This is a genomic window from Streptomyces sp. NPDC088157 (assembly GCF_044741545.1).
In the GTDB taxonomy this organism is placed as follows: Bacteria; Actinomycetota; Actinomycetes; order Streptomycetales; family Streptomycetaceae; genus Streptomyces.
Map to the genome: position 1 here is coordinate 197,723 of NZ_JBIUSU010000003.1, position 15,997 is coordinate 213,719.

A 15,997-nucleotide genomic window follows, 5' to 3' on the forward strand; every position below is an offset into this window, starting at 1 on the left:
GCACGGTCCCGGCCGCCGGCAGAGACCGGTCTCCTAGCCGGCGGCCGTCTGGGCGAACTGGTTGGTGTCGAAGAGCTGGTTGATGTAGACGCCGGGCTTGGACTCGACCAGGCGGCCATCGCCGGGTTCCCCGACCTGGTCACCGCACTGGCGGCGGTCAAGCAGGCGGCCGCGCGGGCCAATAATGACCTCGGCCTGCTGCCCCCGGACCCGCCGAAGCGATCATCGGCGCGTGCGTGGAGATCGGCTCCGGACACCCGCACGAGCAGTTCGTCGTCGACCCCGTCCAGGCAGGGGCAGGCACCTCCACGAACGAAGCGCCCTTCTTGGCCACACAGCAGGATCCCCACCGAGCAGATACCCACGCAGCAGGGCCTCCTGGCGCTCGGGTCGTCACGCGATCCCGAGCCGGCAGGAGGCCCTTCGTGAGCCGACGACGAGAGGGCGCCCGCCGCTCAGTTGATGCGGACGATCTTCCACTGCTGGTCGTCGACGTTCACGTCGTTCCACTGGACGACGGCGGCGCCGTTGGTCGTGGAGGACTGGGCGACGCCGGCGTTGAGGCCGCTGTTGACGTTCTTGAGTTCGTAGTAGCCGTTGCCCGCGTCGGTGAGCGTCCATTTCTGCGAGCCGGCGGCCGAGGGCGTGTTCTGGACGACCGCGGCTCCCGCGGTGGTGGAGCCGGAACGGATGTCCAGGTTGAGGTTGCCGTTGGCGTTCTTGATGGTCCAGGCTCCGCCGCCCGCGGACTGGAACGTGAACAACTGGCAGAGGCACGCGCTGTTCTGCCACTGGCCCACGGCCGTACCCGTGGCCGTGGAGCCGTTGGGGATGTCGAGGTACTTGCCGCTGTTCTTGTTGACGAGGACGTACTGTCCGGTGCCCAGTGGCGGCAGGGCGGTCTGGGTGAGGTTCCAGCGCCGGCAGGCGCAGCCCGTGTCGCTCCATTGGTCGGCGATGGCGCCGGCGGAGGTGGAGGCGTTCGGGATCTCGAGGGCCTTGCCGGTGACGCGGTTGGTGAGGGTGTAGCCGCCGGCGGCGTTCGGGGCGACGGCCCATTCGTGGTCGAGGGTGCCGTTGTCGTCCCACTGAGGATCTTGGCGCCGTCGGCGGTGGACTGGTTCTCCACACCCAGGACCTTGCCGGTGGCCACGTTGAAGATCTTGAAGAAGCCGGAGGGCTGCGCCATGAAGCGCCACTGCTGGTCGGTGGCGTTGTCGGTGCTCTGCTGGGTCGCGTAGGCGCCGTTGCTCGTGGAGCCGCCCGCGATGGCGAGCTTCAGTCCGCTGTTCGCGTTGGACACGGTGTAGGTGGCGCCGTCCGAGATACCGCCGCCCAGATCGATGGTGCCGTACGTGACAGGATTCCGGACGTTGCTGCCTCCGCTTCCCCCACTGAGCACCAGCAGGCTGTGGCCGTCGGGCAGGGGCAGCATGCCCCTGCTGTAGCCGCCGACGACGGTGGAGTTGATCCGTGTCCAGGTGTCCGCGGCACCGCCCGTGGTGTTCAGGAACAGGTCGCCCGTGCTGTAGGCGCTGACGACGAGGGTGCCGTTCGGGCCGCCGGTGGGCAGCCATGTGATGTACGGGGTGCTGGTGGGGACCACTCCGTCCGTCGAACGCAGGGGTATCCCCGTGACGGAGTCGAAGGCCTCCGGGTCGGCGGAGATCTTGTAGTAGACGGCGAAGTTGCCCGAGGGAGAGCCGCCGTACTCGTACGTCATGACGTAGTTGCCGTTGGGCAGTTTGGCGACGGTGGGCATGCCCGGGCGCTGCTTGTAGGTGGGCATCGCCACGTCGTCCACGACCGGACCCCAGGTGCGCAGGTCCGTGGAGACCTGGTGCACGACCTTCTGGCCGTGGGGCGGCGTCGCGCTGGTCGGAGTAGTACACGATCAGCTTGCCGCCGGAGACGAGGAAGAACGGCTCCCACACGGGAGTGTTTCCGTTCGTGTCGAAGGCCGCGCCACCGGTGGCTATGTTGCTCAGGAAGGTCCAGGTCTGTCCGCGGTCGGTGCTGGCGTAGACGTCGATCTTGATGGCGGAGCGGTCGGCGGGGACGGAGGCTCCGGCGGCGAGAATGGTGCCCGCGGGGAAGTCACCCACAGCGGTGGGGAGTTCGAACAGCTCGGGCTCCCAGCGCATGCCCCAGCCGTTCTGCGTGTCGGCGACCTCGGAAAGCTTCGTCCAGGAGTTTCCGTTGTCGGTACTGCGGTAGATCGGGAGGACCGGCGTGCCGGTGGTGTACTGCTCGAACGTCGCCAGAAGCGTGCCGTTGGCCGAGCCGTTGTGCTGCAGACGCATCGCCCGCGGGTAGAACGATCCGGGCGAGGGCGCGTTCGACGGGGGCGTGTACATCGTCTGCGACGGCCGGGCCAGAGCGTCCGCGCGGCCCGCGGCGGGCAGCACCAGCGTCGCCACCGCGGACAGCGCGGCGAACATCAGCGTCAGGAGGAAGAGGGGACGGGAACGTGGAGCGGCGCCGGATCTGGCGCCTGTCTGCGCAGGGGACATTGCGGCTCCCAGGGGAAGGGACAAAGGTGTGTTTCAGTGCCCGCCGCACGCCGGACCGATCGGGGCGTGGCACGGCGGAGTCGATGAGTGAGGTCGGCCGGCGCGACAGCGTCCGATGTCGCGGCGACGACGTCTCCGACGAGCCGCTCGGAATGAGGGCCGTCGGACGACAGAGGGTGTTGCTCACGCGTGCGCTGTGCTCCGCACCCGTCCGGGTGGTTGCTCAGACGGCGCGAGGCACCGTCTGTTCCTGAGGGGACGGCGGGGGTGCGGTCGAGCCGCGGACGACGAGTTCGACGGGCGGTTCACTCGCGGGAGGCAGTTCCCTCTCCGGCTGCTCGATGGCGTGCACGAGCAGCCTGATCCCCTCCAGTGCCGCGGCGTCGAAGGGCTGACGGACGGTGGTCAGGGGCGGGGTGACGTAGGCGAAGACGGGGTTGCCGTCGAAGCCGACCACGCTGATGTCCTCCGGCACTCGTCGGCCGCCCTCCCGCAGGGCATGGATCAGTCCGACGGCCATCTCGTCGGGTGAGGGAGGAGGCGGCAGCGAACCTCGCCCGGTTCGCGCGGAGCGGGGGGACGCTGGCCGTCGGCTTCCACAGTGGCATGGTCGAGGAGAACGGCCATGTCGTCCTCGGCGGCTACCCCGGCGCGTTCCGCGACGTCCTCGGAGTATCGACAGACGAGCTCTTCCCTCTGCTGCCGGGAGAGACGACGGGGCTGGCCGGTGAAGTACGCCCGGGGGCCACGGCCGACCTGTGGTCGGAGCGCGTCCGTCTCGCCGACGCGCGGGAGATCGTCTCCTACGCCGACGGACCGCTGGCCGGCCTGCCCGCCGTCACCCGCAACGAGTACGGCAGCGGCACCGCCTGGTACGTGGCCACCCATCCCGACCGGGACACCCTCTCCACCTTGCTCCACCGCTTTCGCGAGGAGGCCGGCGTGGTCCCCGAACACGAGGTGCCCGCCGGGGTCGAGGTGGTTCGGCGCCGCGGCGCGGCAGCCGACTTCCTGTTCCTCGTCGACCACGCCGGAAAGGGCGCCGAGGTGCCCGCCGAAGGGGTCGAACTGCTCACCGGCAGCCAGGTCTCCGGCACCGTCGTCGTCCCGCCCGGCGGCGTCGCCGTCGTCCGGGAGCCGCACGGCACCACGTCGGCTTCCCCGCCTGTTCCGGGTGGGCGCGAGGCGGCGGGCGGTGCCGGCCTGTGCGTCGGCGACGGCCAGGTGTAGGGCCATGACGTCGGGATGCCGAATCCAGCGTCATGCCGTCATGCCGTCATGAGTGAGCATGTACGCCACACGCCGTTGGGGCGTCAGGGCCCGGCTTCGTCCTCGGGCCGCCCCTCGATCTTCCGCAGCAGCCCCAGCAACGCCTCCCGTTCCGTCTCCGCCAACCCCTCGAAGCACTCCGCGAGCACCGAATCCGCCACCCCGTGGCCTGCCTTCAGCACCCGCTGACCCTCGGGGGTGAGGTGATGCTCGATACGCCGGCCGTGTCCGGGCTGCCGATCCACCAGCCCCTGTGCCACCAGGCGGCCGGCGAGCGTGCCGAACGCCTGCTCGCTCTGGAACGTCGCCGCCGCCAGCTGTCGCGCACTGGCGCCCGGCGTGCGGCCGATCGCGCGGAGCGCGTCCCACTGCGCGAGTGTGCTGCCGATCGACGCGAGGCGGCTGTCGAGCGCTCGGTGCTGGCGGTACTGGGCGGCCTTCACGGCCCTTCCGAGGATCTGCAGTTCAACGACCATGCCCACCAGGCTAGCACCATGACTAAACTTGCTTATATAAATATCCTTAGTTACTCTCCTGGGCATGATCTCGGAACTGACAATCACCGAATTCGGCCCCGCCGCCGGCCGCCCCGTCCTCGTCCTGCACGGCGGCGGCGGTCCCGCGACCGTCGCCCCGATCGCCGAACACCTCGCCACGACCGCCCATACCCTGCTGCCCACCCACCCCGGCTGGAACGGCACCCCACGGCCCGACCGGTTCACCTCCGTGGCCGATCTCGCCGCCGCCTATCTGGGCCTCCTCCGCGACCGTCACCTGTCCGACGTCCTGGTCGTCGGCTCCTCGCTCGGCGGCTGGATCGGCGCCGAGTTGGCCGCGGCCGACACTGAGGGCCGGATCAGCGGGGTCGCTCTGCTGAACTCGGTCGGCATCGAGGTGGACGGCGAACCGATCCGGGACTTCTTCGCACTCGACGCGCGGGGTGTCGCCGAGTACGCCTTCCACGACTCCGAGCGCTTCTACGTCGACCCCGCCACCTTCCCGGCCGAGCGACTCGCCGTCATCCAGGCCAACATGGCAGCTCTGCGCGTCTTCTCCGGCGGCCCCGCCATGAACGACCCCAGCCTCCGCACCCGTCTCGCGGCCGTCACCGTCCCCGCCCTCGTCCTGTGGGGCGAGAGCGACCGCATCGCGACTCCGGCCTACGGTGAGGAGTACGCCGCGTCGTTCGGAAACGCCCGCTTCGAAGTGGTGGCGGAGGCGGGCCACTTGCCCCATCTCGAACAGCCCGCGCAGACCTTCGCCCTGCTCGACGCCTTCGCCACGGAGACCGGACGCGGCTAGGACGTCGTATCGCCGCCGGAAGCCGCGGTCGTCATACGGGGGCCGACCGGCGCCCCGGCGCGCACGGGCGGCTCGGGGCCACCCGCCCGATCTTCTACCCTGTGCCAAGGCGGCTGATCAGGGGGATCCGCGATGAGCATGTACTTCGACGTCGGTGACGAGACTCTGTGGAACCCGTCGACCGGTGCCGGCCGCCTCTTTCTACGGCAGGTCGAGGTCTTCGAGACGGAGCTCGAGCTGTCCTCGGGAATCGGCCAGGGCAAGTACTGGGGCGACCCGGACACACTCGAGGTCGACCCGGCCCTGTACGCGGAGTTCGCACGCTGCCTGGTCGCCTGGCACTGCCGGACGGGACACTCCGTGATCCTCGCGCTCTCCGAGGGGTTCGTGGCGACGGCGGTCGCGCTCGCTCGGCGCGCGGGAATCGAGGTGGAGATGCCCGAACCGGAGTCCGGCCCCGTGCGCGGTGGTGTCCAGCGCGATGTGCCGGTTCCCGGCAGTCCCTGGACCGCGTCGGCCTCTGTCGTCACCGCGCTGGACACGAGGGCTCGGGAGATGGACCGCTGGATGGCCCGCTGAGCCGGTGCGCCCAGGAGGCTCCCGTGTTTGGTTGACGCTCGGCAGAGCAACGACTCTGCTGTGGCAGGGAGTTGAGGTCGTAACAGACGGACGGGCTCCCGGTGTCCGTGAACGCGGGAGCCTGCCGACCGGACCGGCCTTCCGGACCGGCCTCTGGGTCACTCGCCCGTGGCGGCCCGCGCGACCGCGGCGGCGAGGACGTCGGCGACCTCGTCCGTGTGGGACAGGTGCGGGGAGTGCCCGGACGGGACGCGCACGCTGTGGGTGGCGCGCGCGGCCCACTGCTCCTGTACGGCGGGCGGGAGCGACGGGTCCTCGGTGGCCACGACGTAGGTGAGCGGAACCCGGGTCGGAGCGGCGCCGAGCTTCTCGGTGAACGCGCGCATGCCCTGCCAGTTGAGCCGCTTGACGGCCTCGGCGGTCAGGGCGGGATCGACGCCGCTGTAGATCGACTCCTCGGCGTCCCCCGCCCTCACGGCGAGGCCGTCGGGCGAGTGGATCCAGGTGGACGGGAAGTCCCCGCCCATCCACTCCGTCATCGAGGTCCCGGCCTCCAGCGCGAACGCGGCCAGGTGGACGAGTTCGGCGACCTGGTCCGCCTCTGCGGCGGCCCAGGTGGCAGGGACGCCGCCGTAGGAGTGCGCGGCCAGGACGACACGCCCGCCCACGGCCTCGATCGCCGCTCGAACCACCGCGACGTCCTCCCTCAGCCCCAGAGCGGCGGCGCTGTCCGGGTCGCTGCTGGGCAGTTGCACGGCGCGCGAGGCGACACCGCGGGCGGAGAGCCGTTCGCGCAGCGGGTCGAAGATCCACGGGGTGTGCATCGCGCCATGGACCAGGACGACGGTCGTCTTCACAGGAGCATCCTCAGGTGCGGCCCGTACGCCGCGACGCGTGTGCGCCGCGGCGTACGGGTGGTAATGCGAGATCAGAGGGTCATGGCGTCGCGGACGAGCGCGGTGTCGACGAACTGCTCGAAGCGGACGATGAGTCCGCCGCGTACGACGAAGTGGTGCGCCACCCGGACGTCGATCGCCTTGGCGGTGGCGTTGTTGGTGGCGGTGTAGCGGGCGAGGACGACGACGTTCTCGCCGTCGACGACGTAGGTGTCGTCATGGGCGGCCCAGCCGTCCCAGTCCTTGCCTAGCTTCTCCATCACGTTGCTCGTGACGCCGTCGGGGGTGCGGTAGGTGCCGGCGAGGGGGAAGCCGGCCATCTCGGTCCATTCCACGTCCGGGGCGAGGGTGGCGCGCAGTGCTTCCAGGTCTCCCGCGGCCGAGGCGAGGTACTGGCGGCGCACGACGTCGGCGGGGGCGGTGGAGGTCGCGAACTCGCTCATTGTCAGCCCCACTTCATTTCGCCCTTGGCGACCTTCGCGCCGATCTGCGCGGCGATCAGCATCCCGTTGTCCGGGTAGCGCTGGACGAGTGCCTCGGTCAGCGCGGCGCCGTCGGCGGCCTTGCCGAGCTCCTCTTCGAAGGCGAGGAGGTAGTCGCGGGTGGCGGTGATGGCGGACGCGTCGGCCGCGGTGCCGGGCAGGCGGTGACCGGGCACGACCAGCTGCGCGTCCAGCGCGGCCATCTCGTCGAGCAGGGCGATCCAGGCGGCGCGGTCGCCGGGGGTGGGGGTGTCGGCGACCCAGACGTGCTCCTGCTGGAAGAGCAGGACGCCGCCGAGGAGGGCACGGTGCTCGGCCTGCCACAGGTAGTGGCGGTCGGGCAGCGTCGCCGGACCGCCCTTGAGCTCGAAGGCGTGGCCTTCCAGGGTCAGGTCGCCGGTGAGGGGCTCGAGGTCCACCAGACGGGTGGGCAGGTTCGGGCCGAGGGCCGCCCAGGCCTTGAGCTTGCCCTCGTAGGAGTCCTTGATGTGTTCGATGACGAGCGGGGTCGCGACGAACTTCGCCTCCGGGAAGGCGTCGGCGAGGACCTCGGCGCCGAAGTAGAAGTCGGGGTCGGCGTGGCTGACGAAGACGGTGGTCAGCTTCTTGCCGGAGTCGAGGACCTCGGCGGCCAGCCGGTGGCCGTCGGCGCGGGTGAAGGCGGCGTCGACCAGCAGCGCCTCGTTCTCGCCGGTGACGAGAGTGGCGGTCTTGTTCTTGCTGCCGGCCGGGAAGTCCAGGTCGAGGACCTTGAAGTCGAGTGTGCTCATGATGCTTCCTTCGGGGGAGGTGGTCGGGCGGGTGTCAGGAGGAGCGGGTGGAGACGAACGCCGCGAGGCGCTGCTTCACCTCGTCGGTGGTGGCTCGGCCGCGCGCCAGGACGGTCTCGTCCTCTTCGTCGGCGGCGAGGAGAGTGGGAAAGGCGTCGACACCCAGCCCGGCGGCGCGCGCGAAGTCGGCCTCGGCCGCGGCTCGCGTCTCGGACGCTTCGAGGGCGGAGGTGACGTCGTCCGCCTCAAGGCGGGTCCGCTCGGCGACCTTCCGGTAGGTCGCGGGGTCGGAGAGGCTGAGGCCGTCGACGTAGAAGGCGTGCTGCAGCGCCATGGCCAGTTCCACCGTACGCGTGGGGGCGGCCTGGCGCAGGGCGGCCAGCCCGCGGGCGGCGGCCTGTGAGTCCATCACGAACGAGCCGTCGGCGATCAGCCGGTCGTACGCCTCGCCGAACTCCGCGCCAGTCAGCTCGGCGATCTTGGCGTTGGCGCCCTGGACGTATCCGAACTCGCGGATCGGCACCCGGCGCGATCCGGTGAACAGGCCGCCGGAGACCACTTCCACGTCGAGCTCCGGGTGCAGCGAGGTCACTTCGCGAAGCGTTCGGGAGAACCCGTGCGACCAACCGCAGTAGGCGTCGAAGACGTAGATCAGCTTCATCGGGACCTCGGCAAGGATGTGGCGCTCACCTGCTGCGAGCGGTTCACCCGGCCAACAGTACCTGACTAGTCAGATATTCCCCTGACCCTACGAACGTCCTCGCGTTCGCGCCGCCCTCGCCGACCCCGTGCGCCTGTCGCGGCCGATTCGGGGAGGGCGGTCACGCTCGCCCCCGGCCCTCGTCCCCGCCTCCGCGGATATGGAACGGCCGTCGGGACCAGCGTCACCGATCCTTCGCCGCAGGTCATGAACTCCGCCAGTGGTCCTGAGTCAAATGGTCCCCAAGCCTGCGACCGGCCGGACGCCTCCCAAGAGGTTCACCGCGCCGACTCCGGACGGCCGGCCATCGGCGAACCCGCTGGCCTGGACCACGCGGTCAAGTTTCGATCTCCCCCGACCGAGCCGGCGACAGAAGAGGGTTACCAGCGGTAAGTTCCCGCTGCCCCTCCCCACTTCACAGGAGTTCCGCTTCATGCGCCGTCTTCTCACCTGCCTCACGGCCGCGGCCATCACCTGCGGCGGGTTCGTCGCGACCGCGTCACCCGCCGCCGCCGCGGACCCGGCCTCCGGATCCTTCAGCGCCCTCACCTACAACGTAGCGGGCCTGCCGGAGATCCTCTCCAGCGCGTCCACTCCCCGCGAGTCCAGCACCACGGCCATCGGCCGGCGCATCGCGCCGTACGACATCGTGCATGTCGAGGAGGACTTCAACTATCACGCCTACCTCTACGCCGGAGACACCGCTCACGCCTACCGCACGCCCACCAGCGGCGGCGCAGGCATCGGCAGCGGGCTCAACACGCTCGCCAAACTGCCCTACGACACCGACGACTTCGAGCGGGTGCACTGGAACTCCTGCCAGATCGACTCCGGCGACTGCCTGACGCCCAAGGGCTTCACCTTCATGCGTGAGCGGCTGGCGGAAGGCGTCTACGTCGACTTCTACAACCTGCACACCAACGCGGGCACCAACGACGGCGACCTGGCCTCGCGCGCCGACAACCTCAGTCAGCTGACTGCCTTCATCAAGGCCCACTCGGCCGGCAACGCCGTCGTGGTCATGGGCGACACCAACACCCGCTACACCCGCAGCGGCGACACCATCGCCGAGTTCGCCGCGGCCAACAGCCTCACCGACGCCTGGGTGCAGCTCATCCGCGGCGGCACCCCGCCCGCCAAGGGCAGCGACGCGCTCGTCTGCGACCAGAGCGGCCCCACCGTTCCCAACACCTGCGAGGTCGTCGACAAGATCCTGTATCGCGGCAGCAAACTCGTGTCCCTCAACGCCACGTCCTACGACAACGAACACGCCAAGTTCCTCACCGACGCCGGTCTCATGTTGTCCGACCACGACCCGATCGCAGTCGGCTTCTCATGGTCGCGCAACGCCGACTTCCAGCTCAGCGACCAGTACGGCGGACCGCACGGTGACTACTACACCGACATCGACGCCGTACCCGCCGGCGCCCGCCCGGTGAGCATCTCGCTGCGCAGCGGCTCCCGCGTCGACAGCGTCGGCCTGACGCTCGCCAACGGCAGGGCCCTCGCCCACGGCGGCACCGGCGGCACGGCGTCGTCCCTCACCCTGGGCAGCGGGGAGTACGTCACCTCCGCCCAGCTGTGCCAAGGCCAGAAGGACGGTCACACCCGGATCTTCTACGCCAGGTTCAGCACGAACCTCGGCAGGAGCCTGTCCGGCGGAACCACCACGTCCGACTGCGTGACGCGCACCGCACCCTCGGGCCGGCAGCTCGCCGGGTTCCACGGGCGCGCCGCCGACGAGATCGACAAGCTCGGCTTCATCTACACGACGCGCTGACCCACCTCCCCGCACCGGACACGCGGCGGCGGCCCCCGGGCCGTCGCCGCGTGGCGCCACTCCTCCGCGCCCGACCACTCATCCGGCTTCGACGCGTTCGCCGGGCCGGCCGGCGGGCGCGGCCCGGCGGGCCACCGACCGTGATCTACTTCTGGGCACCCTGCCGATCAACGAGAACGTGAGGTCATGACCGACCACTGCTGCGAGGCGATGACCAGCCGCGTGAACATGCGCTGCGCACAGCACGACGACCCCTTCGCCTGCCCGGACGTGCTGATCGGGTTCAGTGCCAGGTTCCAGGAGTACGGGCTGATCGTCCATGACGGCGGCACGTCGAGCATCACGATCGATTTCTGTCCCTGGTGCGGACGGCGGCTCCCCGCCTCGCAGCGGGACCGCTGGTTCGACGAACTGGAACGCCGCGGGATCGATCCGTGGGAGGACCGGATTCCGGCCGAGTTCCAGGACGATCGATGGCTCGCCGCACCTCCCCGGGACTGACGAACGAACAGGGCGACCGGAACAACCAGTCCCCCGAGCCGCCTCCGGGAACCGCCCCTGGACAGGCCCGGCGCCGAGCGGCCGGAAGTCCCGGCGGGCCGCGTCAGAGTATTGGCCGAACTCGTCGCGCCCGGTGGGGTGCTGGTGCTCAGCGACGCGGTGGACCTGACGAGCGACCGAGTTCCCGACACGCCGTACAGCGCGGCGATGCGGGCGATGTGGCGAGGACTGCGGGACACCATCGGCACCGATGTCTCCTGGGTACCGTCGTACCCGCAACTGCTGCGCGAAGCGGGGCTGGTGTCCGTCGCCGCCGAGATCCACGTGCCGGCGCTGCTCCCGGGCAGTCCCGTCAGCCGCTTCTGGGCGGACACATGGGATCGGAGCAGAGCCGCGATGCTGGCCACCGGTCTGGTCGACGACGCGGCCGTCGACGCGGCGGTCCGCTACCTGCGGTCCGAGGAGTGCGCGGCGCTGTCGGCCGGCATGCTCACCGTGTGGGGATGGAAGCCCGACGAGAGCTGACCTCTCACGCGTTCGAGATCCCGGCAGCCGGGCAAGTGCGGCCCCGGACTCCGCAACCCTCGCCACGGCGTCCGCGATGATGCGGACGCCGGGCATCGGCCGCTGCCGGTCCAGCGCCGGCGGCGGAGTGGTTCAGCCCTCCGTGCGGGCGGGCAGTCGCCATCCCGGGCGCGGGAAGTGGCAGGTGTAGCCCTCGGGGTAACGCTCCAGATAGTCCTGGTGCTCGGGCTCGGCCTCCCAGAAGGGGCCGACGGGCTCGACCTCGGTGACGGCCTTGCCCGGCCAGAGTCCGGAGGCGTCCACGTCCGCGATGGTGTCCTCGGCGATCCGCTTCTGCTCATCGTCCACGTAGTAGATGGCCGAGCGGTAGCTGAGGCCTATGTCGTTGCCCTGGCGGTTCTTGGTGCTCGGGTCGTGGATCTGGAAGAAGAACTCCAGGATCGCGCGGAAGTCCGTCTGCTGCGGGTCGAAGAGGATCTCGATGGCCTCCGCGTGGGTGCCGTGATTACGGTAGGTGGCGTTCGGCACGTCACCCCCGGTGTATCCGACGCGGGTCGCCGTCACGCCCGGGAGTCGGCGGATCAGGTCCTGCATCCCCCAGAAACATCCGCCCGCAAGCACGGCCCTCTGCGTCTGCGCTGCCATGTCGGCACCTTCCCATCTGTCGCCTCGGCGACTTCCACTGCTCGCTCGCACACCGTAGGCGTCCCAGCCATTGTGGCTACAACAGCGCGTGAGAGGCCCGAACAATTCCGCGCCCTCGCGACCGGCGCCGCCGGCCGCCTGCCTGGCCGGGCTGCCGCTCCGCCGCTCGCACGACCGCTTCCCTCGTGCTCAGCGCCGCACCACCCGCAGCGTCCGCACCGACGGGTCGGCCGCGTCCGGGATCAGGACACCGTGGTCGACGCCGCTGCGAAGGTAGTCGAGGACCTCGTCGGTGATCACCTCTCCGGGGGCGATCACCGGCACTCCCGGCGGGTAGGGGCTGATCATCTCCGCGGCGATCCGGCCCGCCGCTCGTTCGGCGGGCACGTGGTCGACCTCGGCGAAGTACGCGTCGCGCGGCAGCATCGCCTGCTCCAGCTCCAGGATGGAGGGCTCGGGCAGGTGGACCGGCGTCTGCCGTTCGATGGAGTCGGCGCCTTCGACGAGGGCACGCAGGGCGTCCAGCAGGACCTTCTCGGTCTCGTCGTCGTCGGCGTACGTGATCGAGGCGCTGACGCGGCAGGTGTCGGAGCCGCCGAGGTCGACATTCCGATGGGTCCGCAGCCACTCGGTCGCCTGCATGCCGCTGATGCCGAGCTCGCGTACGTCGATCACGATCTTCAGCGGGTCGAAGGAGGCGGCGAGCCCCTCGTCGACGACCTCCTGGCCCATCGGCCGCAGGCCGGACAGCTCGCCGGCCGCCGTGCGAATACGTTCCGCGCGGTGCAGCGCGTCGTCCAGGAGGTCGTATCCCTGCTCGACCATCTGACGGCGCCAGCCGTCGAGCGTCGCGTACACCAGGGACGAGGCGCTGGTCGTCCCCAGCAGGTCCTCACGCTGGCCGAGGACCTCGGGCGACACCCGGTCGTACTGCAGGTGGAAGACGGAACTCTGCTCGATGGCCCCGCCCATCTTGTGGACGCTGGTGACCACCAGGTCCGCCTCGGCATCCATGCCCCAGGGGGGCAGCGAAGGATGGAACGGCAGCACCGCGCCCCACGCCTCGTCGACGATGAGGGGGACCTCGTACTCGTGGCACACCCGGGCCACGCCCCGGATGTCGGCGCAGGTGCCCCAGTCCGTGGGCGTGATCAGCAGCATGCCCTTGGCGTCCGGGTGCTCCCGCAGGCACCGGCGTACGTCGTCGGGCTCCGGCGGGTGGGCGATGTGCCGCTCGGTGTCGAACTCGGGGTGGACCCAGATCGGCTGGACGCCGTTGACCACGACGGCCGCGATCACCGTCTTGTGCGCGTTGCGGGACAGCAGCAGCTTCTCGCCGGGGCCGGCCACGGCCAGCATGGCGGTCTTCACCGACAGGGAGCTGCCACAGGTCGAGAAGAACGCGTGCTCGGCCCCGACCGCGTCCGCCATCAGCTCCTGGGCCCGGCTCAGCACGCCCTGGGACTGGCGGCGGTCGTCCAGCCCGTTGAGGGAGAGGACGTCCGAACGGAACACGTCCATCCCGACGATCTCGGCCACCCGCGGGTCCACACCACGGCCCTGCTTGTGCCCGGGCGGGCCGTAGGCGATGTCTCCACGGCGCCGGAACTCCTGCAACGCCTCCAGAACGGGTACCCGCGAGTGATCCATCGTTTCTCCCCAGTAGGCCCCCGGGAACGGCGGAGCACGCCTTCCTCATCCACGGACCGAGTGCACCGGGAGCGGCTGTCGAAACGCGGGCCGCCCGTACGGGGGCCGTGGTGCCGCCTGTCGTCGGGTACCCCGCACCACCGGTGACGTTGCGGTTCAGCCGGTCAGGTGGCGTTGCAGCCAGTCCGCGGCGGCCCGGCGGAACAGCCGCCGGTTGTCCGCGCGCAGGAAGTCGTGGCCCTCGTCGCGCAGGGTGAGCAGCTCGGCCGGGACGCCGCGGTCGCGCGCCGCCCGTACGAACTGTTCGGACTCCCCCGGCGGCACGTTGGTGTCGTGTTCGCCGTGGACGGCCAGCACGGGGACGCGCAGCGCGTCGATGCGGGTCATCGGCGAGAGCTCGCGCAGCAGTTCGCGGTCGCGCTCGGGGTGGCCGTACTTGTGGGCCGCCGACTCCGCGAGCCAGGGCTCCGTACCGGCGAAGAAGGTCGCGAGGTCCGACATCCCGCAGACGGCGACGCCGGTGCGGAACAGAGCCGGGTGGCGTACGAGGGAGGCGAAGGTCAGATAGCCCCCGTACGAGCGCCCCATGACCGCCAGTCGGGTCGGGTCGGCGGGGCCCGCCGGCACCGCGTGCGCCGCGCAGTCCGCGACGTCGTCCAGCGCGGCGAAGCGGCCGGCGCCCAGGTCGGCGTCGACGAACGATCTCCCGTGCCCCGACGAGCCCCGGACGTCGGGGGCGAAGACGTCCAGTCCGCGGCCGGTCAGCTCGTGGTAGAGCGGGCTGAAGACGGGGCGCTCCTGCTCCTCCGGACCACCGTGCAGGTGGATCACACAGGGTGCCGGGTCGCCCGGGGGCCGGCCCGGGGCCCGGTAGTACCAGCCGCTCAGGGGCAGCCCGTCCCGCGCCGTGAGGCGCAGGAGGACGGGGCGCACGGGCGGGCGGGCCGGCCCGGCGGCGTCCTCGTCACGGGACGACCAGGGGGTGCGCAGCAGGGACACGCCCTCGAACGCCGACCACACCCCGGGCCGGCGCTGGGACCCGGACAGCGCCGACAGCAGTCCTCGCGGGCCGGCCGCCTCGACGCGGGTGACGACCTCGTGGGGCAACGGGACGTGCGTCGTCCGCAGCGGGCCGGGGCCGTACGGCGCCCTGCGGCCCGGGAGGATCTCGACGAGTTCGAGCCTGCTCGCGCCCCGTTCGTTCCAGGACAACGCGGCGGTGTGGCCGTCGTGCGACACCGCCAGGAGGTCGAGGTCGCTGTCCGGCCGTTCCGCCACGACGGACCGGCCGTGCGGCCGGCCGTCGGTGCCGAGGGCGACGGCGAGAAGCGCCGCGTACTCGCGTTCGGCGTCGCTGCGCAGCCACAGCGTCCGCCCGTCGGGCGAGAACCGGCCGATCCACGGATCGCCGTCGGCGACCGGCAGAGTGCACGTCGTCGCCGCGTCGGCCGTGCGCCGGACGACCGCCTCGCGCCGTCCGCGCGGCCCCCGGCGCAGCAGCACGAGCCCGCCGTCGCGACTGATGTCGCACACCCGCAGGGTGGCGGCGTGCGTCTCCGTGGCGAGCAGTACGGGGGAGGCCAGACCGTCGGGATCGATCAGGTAGGCCGACAGACCGCCGTCGGACCGGACCGACGGTACGGGGGGAGCCAAGGCGTCGACCGAGGGCACGGTCCGTCCCGCCGCCTGCGCGGTCTCGTAGGGGGTTCCGCCCAGGAGCGTGGCCCGGCCGTCGCGGTCGGCCCAGTTCGCCGGCAGAGCGGTGTCCGTGCGCGTCGGCCCCCCACCGTCCGGGGGCGTGCGGGTGTCCGGAGCGGCGAGCGTGACGGCGACGGCCGAGCCGTCGTGCGCCCAGCAGCCCAGGTAGGCGGTGTGGCCCGGGTCGGCCCCGGCCAGGACGCGGCGGCCGGTGCCGTCGGGTCGTACGCACAGCACCCGGGAGTGCTCGCCGCCGCCCGGTGCGGTGGTGTAGGCGATCCAGCGGCCGTCCGGTGACCAGGACACCTCTTTGACGGGGTCCGGGAAGGAGTCGAGCAGGTGCGCGTCGTCCCTGTCGACGGGCCCGGCCCACAGCTGGGGAACGCCGCCCCGGTCGCAGATGAAGGCCGCCTCGGAGCCGTCGGCGTTGGCGGAGGGATACCAGCAGCCGTGGGAGCGCAGCCGTGTCACGGCGTCCCGCGGCCCGCTCGTGTCGGGCAGGAAGACCGGTGCCGGGGCGGCGGCGGGGGCGGTGCCCCGCCCGTCCGCCGGCCGGATACCGGGCGGCGGAGCGACCGGCGCGCCGGGTTCCCCGGGTGGGGCGACGACGGACGGCGGGGTGAACACCGCGCCGGTCGGTTCCGCCGCCGTGCTCTCGTCGCTCACGTGATGGCGTGTGCTCCGGTC

The 15,997-nt window shown here is 71.2% G+C and carries 13 protein-coding genes and 5 pseudogenes; 7 read left to right on the forward strand and 11 right to left on the reverse strand.

Going from position 1 to position 15,997, the window contains the following annotated elements; all coding sequences use genetic code 11:
• Positions 1 to 117 precede the first annotated feature (117 nt).
• Positions 118 to 314 (forward strand): annotated as a pseudogene (aspA, locus tag ACIPFH_RS12190) (aspartate ammonia-lyase); the annotation flags it as partial.
• Positions 315 to 455: 141 nt separating this feature from the next.
• On the opposite strand, the gene ACIPFH_RS12195 reads toward aspA, so the two are convergent.
• The 3 genes and pseudogenes from ACIPFH_RS12195 to ACIPFH_RS12205 all read right to left on the reverse strand — a co-directional run.
• Complete coding sequence (locus ACIPFH_RS12195; protein ID WP_401825430.1) at positions 456 to 1,199, reverse strand: RICIN domain-containing protein; 744 nt, start codon at positions 1,197 to 1,199, stop codon at positions 456 to 458.
• Positions 1,154 to 1,789, reverse strand: a pseudogene (locus ACIPFH_RS12200) (RICIN domain-containing protein); the annotation flags it as partial. The pseudogene ACIPFH_RS12200 and the gene ACIPFH_RS12195, both read right to left, overlap by 46 nt.
• Positions 1,790 to 2,736: 947 nt before the next feature.
• A pseudogene (locus tag ACIPFH_RS12205) lies at positions 2,737 to 3,039 on the reverse strand (substrate-binding domain-containing protein); the annotation flags it as partial.
• A gap of 2 nt (positions 3,040 to 3,041) precedes the next feature.
• Between ACIPFH_RS12205 and ACIPFH_RS12210 the strand changes: the two are divergent.
• Positions 3,042 to 3,653 (forward strand): annotated as a pseudogene (locus tag ACIPFH_RS12210) (beta-galactosidase); the annotation flags it as partial.
• Positions 3,654 to 3,826: 173 nt separating this feature from the next.
• Here ACIPFH_RS12210 and ACIPFH_RS12215 read toward each other — a convergent pair.
• Positions 3,827 to 4,258, reverse strand: coding sequence for a MarR family winged helix-turn-helix transcriptional regulator (locus ACIPFH_RS12215; protein ID WP_401825432.1), 432 nt, complete (start codon positions 4,256 to 4,258; stop codon positions 3,827 to 3,829).
• Between the two features lie 64 nt (positions 4,259 to 4,322).
• Between ACIPFH_RS12215 and ACIPFH_RS12220 the strand changes: the two genes are divergently transcribed.
• Positions 4,323 to 5,084, forward strand: coding sequence for an alpha/beta fold hydrolase (locus ACIPFH_RS12220; RefSeq protein WP_401825434.1), 762 nt, complete (start codon positions 4,323 to 4,325; stop codon positions 5,082 to 5,084).
• A 132-nt stretch (positions 5,085 to 5,216) separates the two neighbouring features.
• The gene (locus tag ACIPFH_RS12225; protein WP_401825436.1) at positions 5,217 to 5,663 is read left to right on the forward strand and encodes a DUF6086 family protein; all 447 of its coding nucleotides are present in this window, start codon (positions 5,217 to 5,219) and stop codon (positions 5,661 to 5,663) included.
• 158 nt (positions 5,664 to 5,821) lie between these two features.
• Here ACIPFH_RS12225 and ACIPFH_RS12230 read toward each other — a convergent pair whose 3' ends face one another.
• From ACIPFH_RS12230 to ACIPFH_RS12245, 4 genes are all read right to left on the reverse strand, one after another.
• A complete protein-coding gene (locus ACIPFH_RS12230; RefSeq protein WP_401825437.1) occupies positions 5,822 to 6,520 on the reverse strand; it encodes an alpha/beta fold hydrolase in 699 nt (232 codons plus the stop codon).
• A 71-nt stretch (positions 6,521 to 6,591) separates the two neighbouring features.
• Positions 6,592 to 7,002, reverse strand: a complete 411-nt coding sequence (locus ACIPFH_RS12235) for a nuclear transport factor 2 family protein (RefSeq protein ID WP_401825439.1) — start codon at positions 7,000 to 7,002, stop codon at positions 6,592 to 6,594.
• A 2-nt stretch (positions 7,003 to 7,004) separates the two neighbouring features.
• Positions 7,005 to 7,811, reverse strand: coding sequence for an MBL fold metallo-hydrolase (locus tag ACIPFH_RS12240; protein WP_401825440.1), 807 nt, complete (start codon positions 7,809 to 7,811; stop codon positions 7,005 to 7,007).
• Between the two features lie 34 nt (positions 7,812 to 7,845).
• Positions 7,846 to 8,472, reverse strand: coding sequence for a DsbA family protein (locus tag ACIPFH_RS12245; protein ID WP_401825442.1), 627 nt, complete (start codon positions 8,470 to 8,472; stop codon positions 7,846 to 7,848).
• Positions 8,473 to 8,944: 472 nt separating this feature from the next.
• Between ACIPFH_RS12245 and ACIPFH_RS12250 the strand changes: the two genes are divergently transcribed.
• The 3 genes and pseudogenes from ACIPFH_RS12250 to ACIPFH_RS12260 form a co-directional block, all read left to right on the forward strand.
• Positions 8,945 to 10,291 carry a jacalin-like lectin gene (locus ACIPFH_RS12250; RefSeq protein ID WP_401825444.1) on the forward strand — a complete coding sequence of 449 codons (1,347 nt, stop codon included), beginning with the start codon at positions 8,945 to 8,947 and terminating at the stop codon, positions 10,289 to 10,291.
• Positions 10,292 to 10,477: 186 nt separating this feature from the next.
• The gene (locus tag ACIPFH_RS12255; protein ID WP_401825446.1) at positions 10,478 to 10,792 is read left to right on the forward strand and encodes a DUF6980 family protein; all 315 of its coding nucleotides are present in this window, start codon (positions 10,478 to 10,480) and stop codon (positions 10,790 to 10,792) included.
• 102 nt (positions 10,793 to 10,894) lie between these two features.
• Positions 10,895 to 11,317, forward strand: a pseudogene (locus tag ACIPFH_RS12260) (SAM-dependent methyltransferase); the annotation flags it as partial.
• 132 nt (positions 11,318 to 11,449) lie between these two features.
• On the opposite strand, the gene msrA reads toward ACIPFH_RS12260, so the two are convergent.
• The 3 genes from msrA to ACIPFH_RS12275 all read right to left on the reverse strand — a co-directional run bounded on the left by msrA (position 11,450) and on the right by ACIPFH_RS12275 (position 15,937).
• Positions 11,450 to 11,962 carry a peptide-methionine (S)-S-oxide reductase MsrA gene (gene msrA / locus ACIPFH_RS12265; RefSeq protein ID WP_356265594.1) on the reverse strand — a complete coding sequence of 171 codons (513 nt, stop codon included), beginning with the start codon at positions 11,960 to 11,962 and terminating at the stop codon, positions 11,450 to 11,452.
• A 189-nt stretch (positions 11,963 to 12,151) separates the two neighbouring features.
• On the reverse strand, positions 12,152 to 13,612 hold the full coding sequence (locus ACIPFH_RS12270) for an aminotransferase class I/II-fold pyridoxal phosphate-dependent enzyme (RefSeq protein WP_401825448.1): 1,461 nt from the start codon (positions 13,610 to 13,612) through the stop codon (positions 12,152 to 12,154).
• A gap of 156 nt (positions 13,613 to 13,768) precedes the next feature.
• Entirely contained in the window at positions 13,769 to 15,937 is a 2,169-nt protein-coding gene (locus ACIPFH_RS12275; protein ID WP_401826828.1) for a S9 family peptidase, read from the reverse strand.
• Positions 15,938 to 15,997: the final 60 nt, after the last annotated feature.

Bases quoted from the DNA above. Each gene is read 5' to 3' on its own strand.
- ACIPFH_RS12215 (WP_401825432.1), bottom strand. From the start codon at position 4,258: ATGGTCGTTGAACTGCAGATCCTCGGAAGGGCCGTGAAGGCCGCCCAG.
- ACIPFH_RS12220 (WP_401825434.1), top strand. From the start codon at position 4,323: ATGATCTCGGAACTGACAATCACCGAATTCGGCCCCGCCGCCGGCCGC.
- ACIPFH_RS12225 (WP_401825436.1), top strand. From the start codon at position 5,217: ATGAGCATGTACTTCGACGTCGGTGACGAGACTCTGTGGAACCCGTCG.
- ACIPFH_RS12235 (WP_401825439.1), bottom strand. From the start codon at position 7,002: ATGAGCGAGTTCGCGACCTCCACCGCCCCCGCCGACGTCGTGCGCCGC.
- ACIPFH_RS12240 (WP_401825440.1), bottom strand. From the start codon at position 7,811: ATGAGCACACTCGACTTCAAGGTCCTCGACCTGGACTTCCCGGCCGGC.
- ACIPFH_RS12245 (WP_401825442.1), bottom strand. From the start codon at position 8,472: ATGAAGCTGATCTACGTCTTCGACGCCTACTGCGGTTGGTCGCACGGG.
- ACIPFH_RS12250 (WP_401825444.1), top strand. From the start codon at position 8,945: ATGCGCCGTCTTCTCACCTGCCTCACGGCCGCGGCCATCACCTGCGGC.
- ACIPFH_RS12255 (WP_401825446.1), top strand. From the start codon at position 10,478: ATGACCGACCACTGCTGCGAGGCGATGACCAGCCGCGTGAACATGCGC.
- msrA (WP_356265594.1), bottom strand. From the start codon at position 11,962: ATGGCAGCGCAGACGCAGAGGGCCGTGCTTGCGGGCGGATGTTTCTGG.
- ACIPFH_RS12270 (WP_401825448.1), bottom strand. From the start codon at position 13,612: ATGGATCACTCGCGGGTACCCGTTCTGGAGGCGTTGCAGGAGTTCCGG.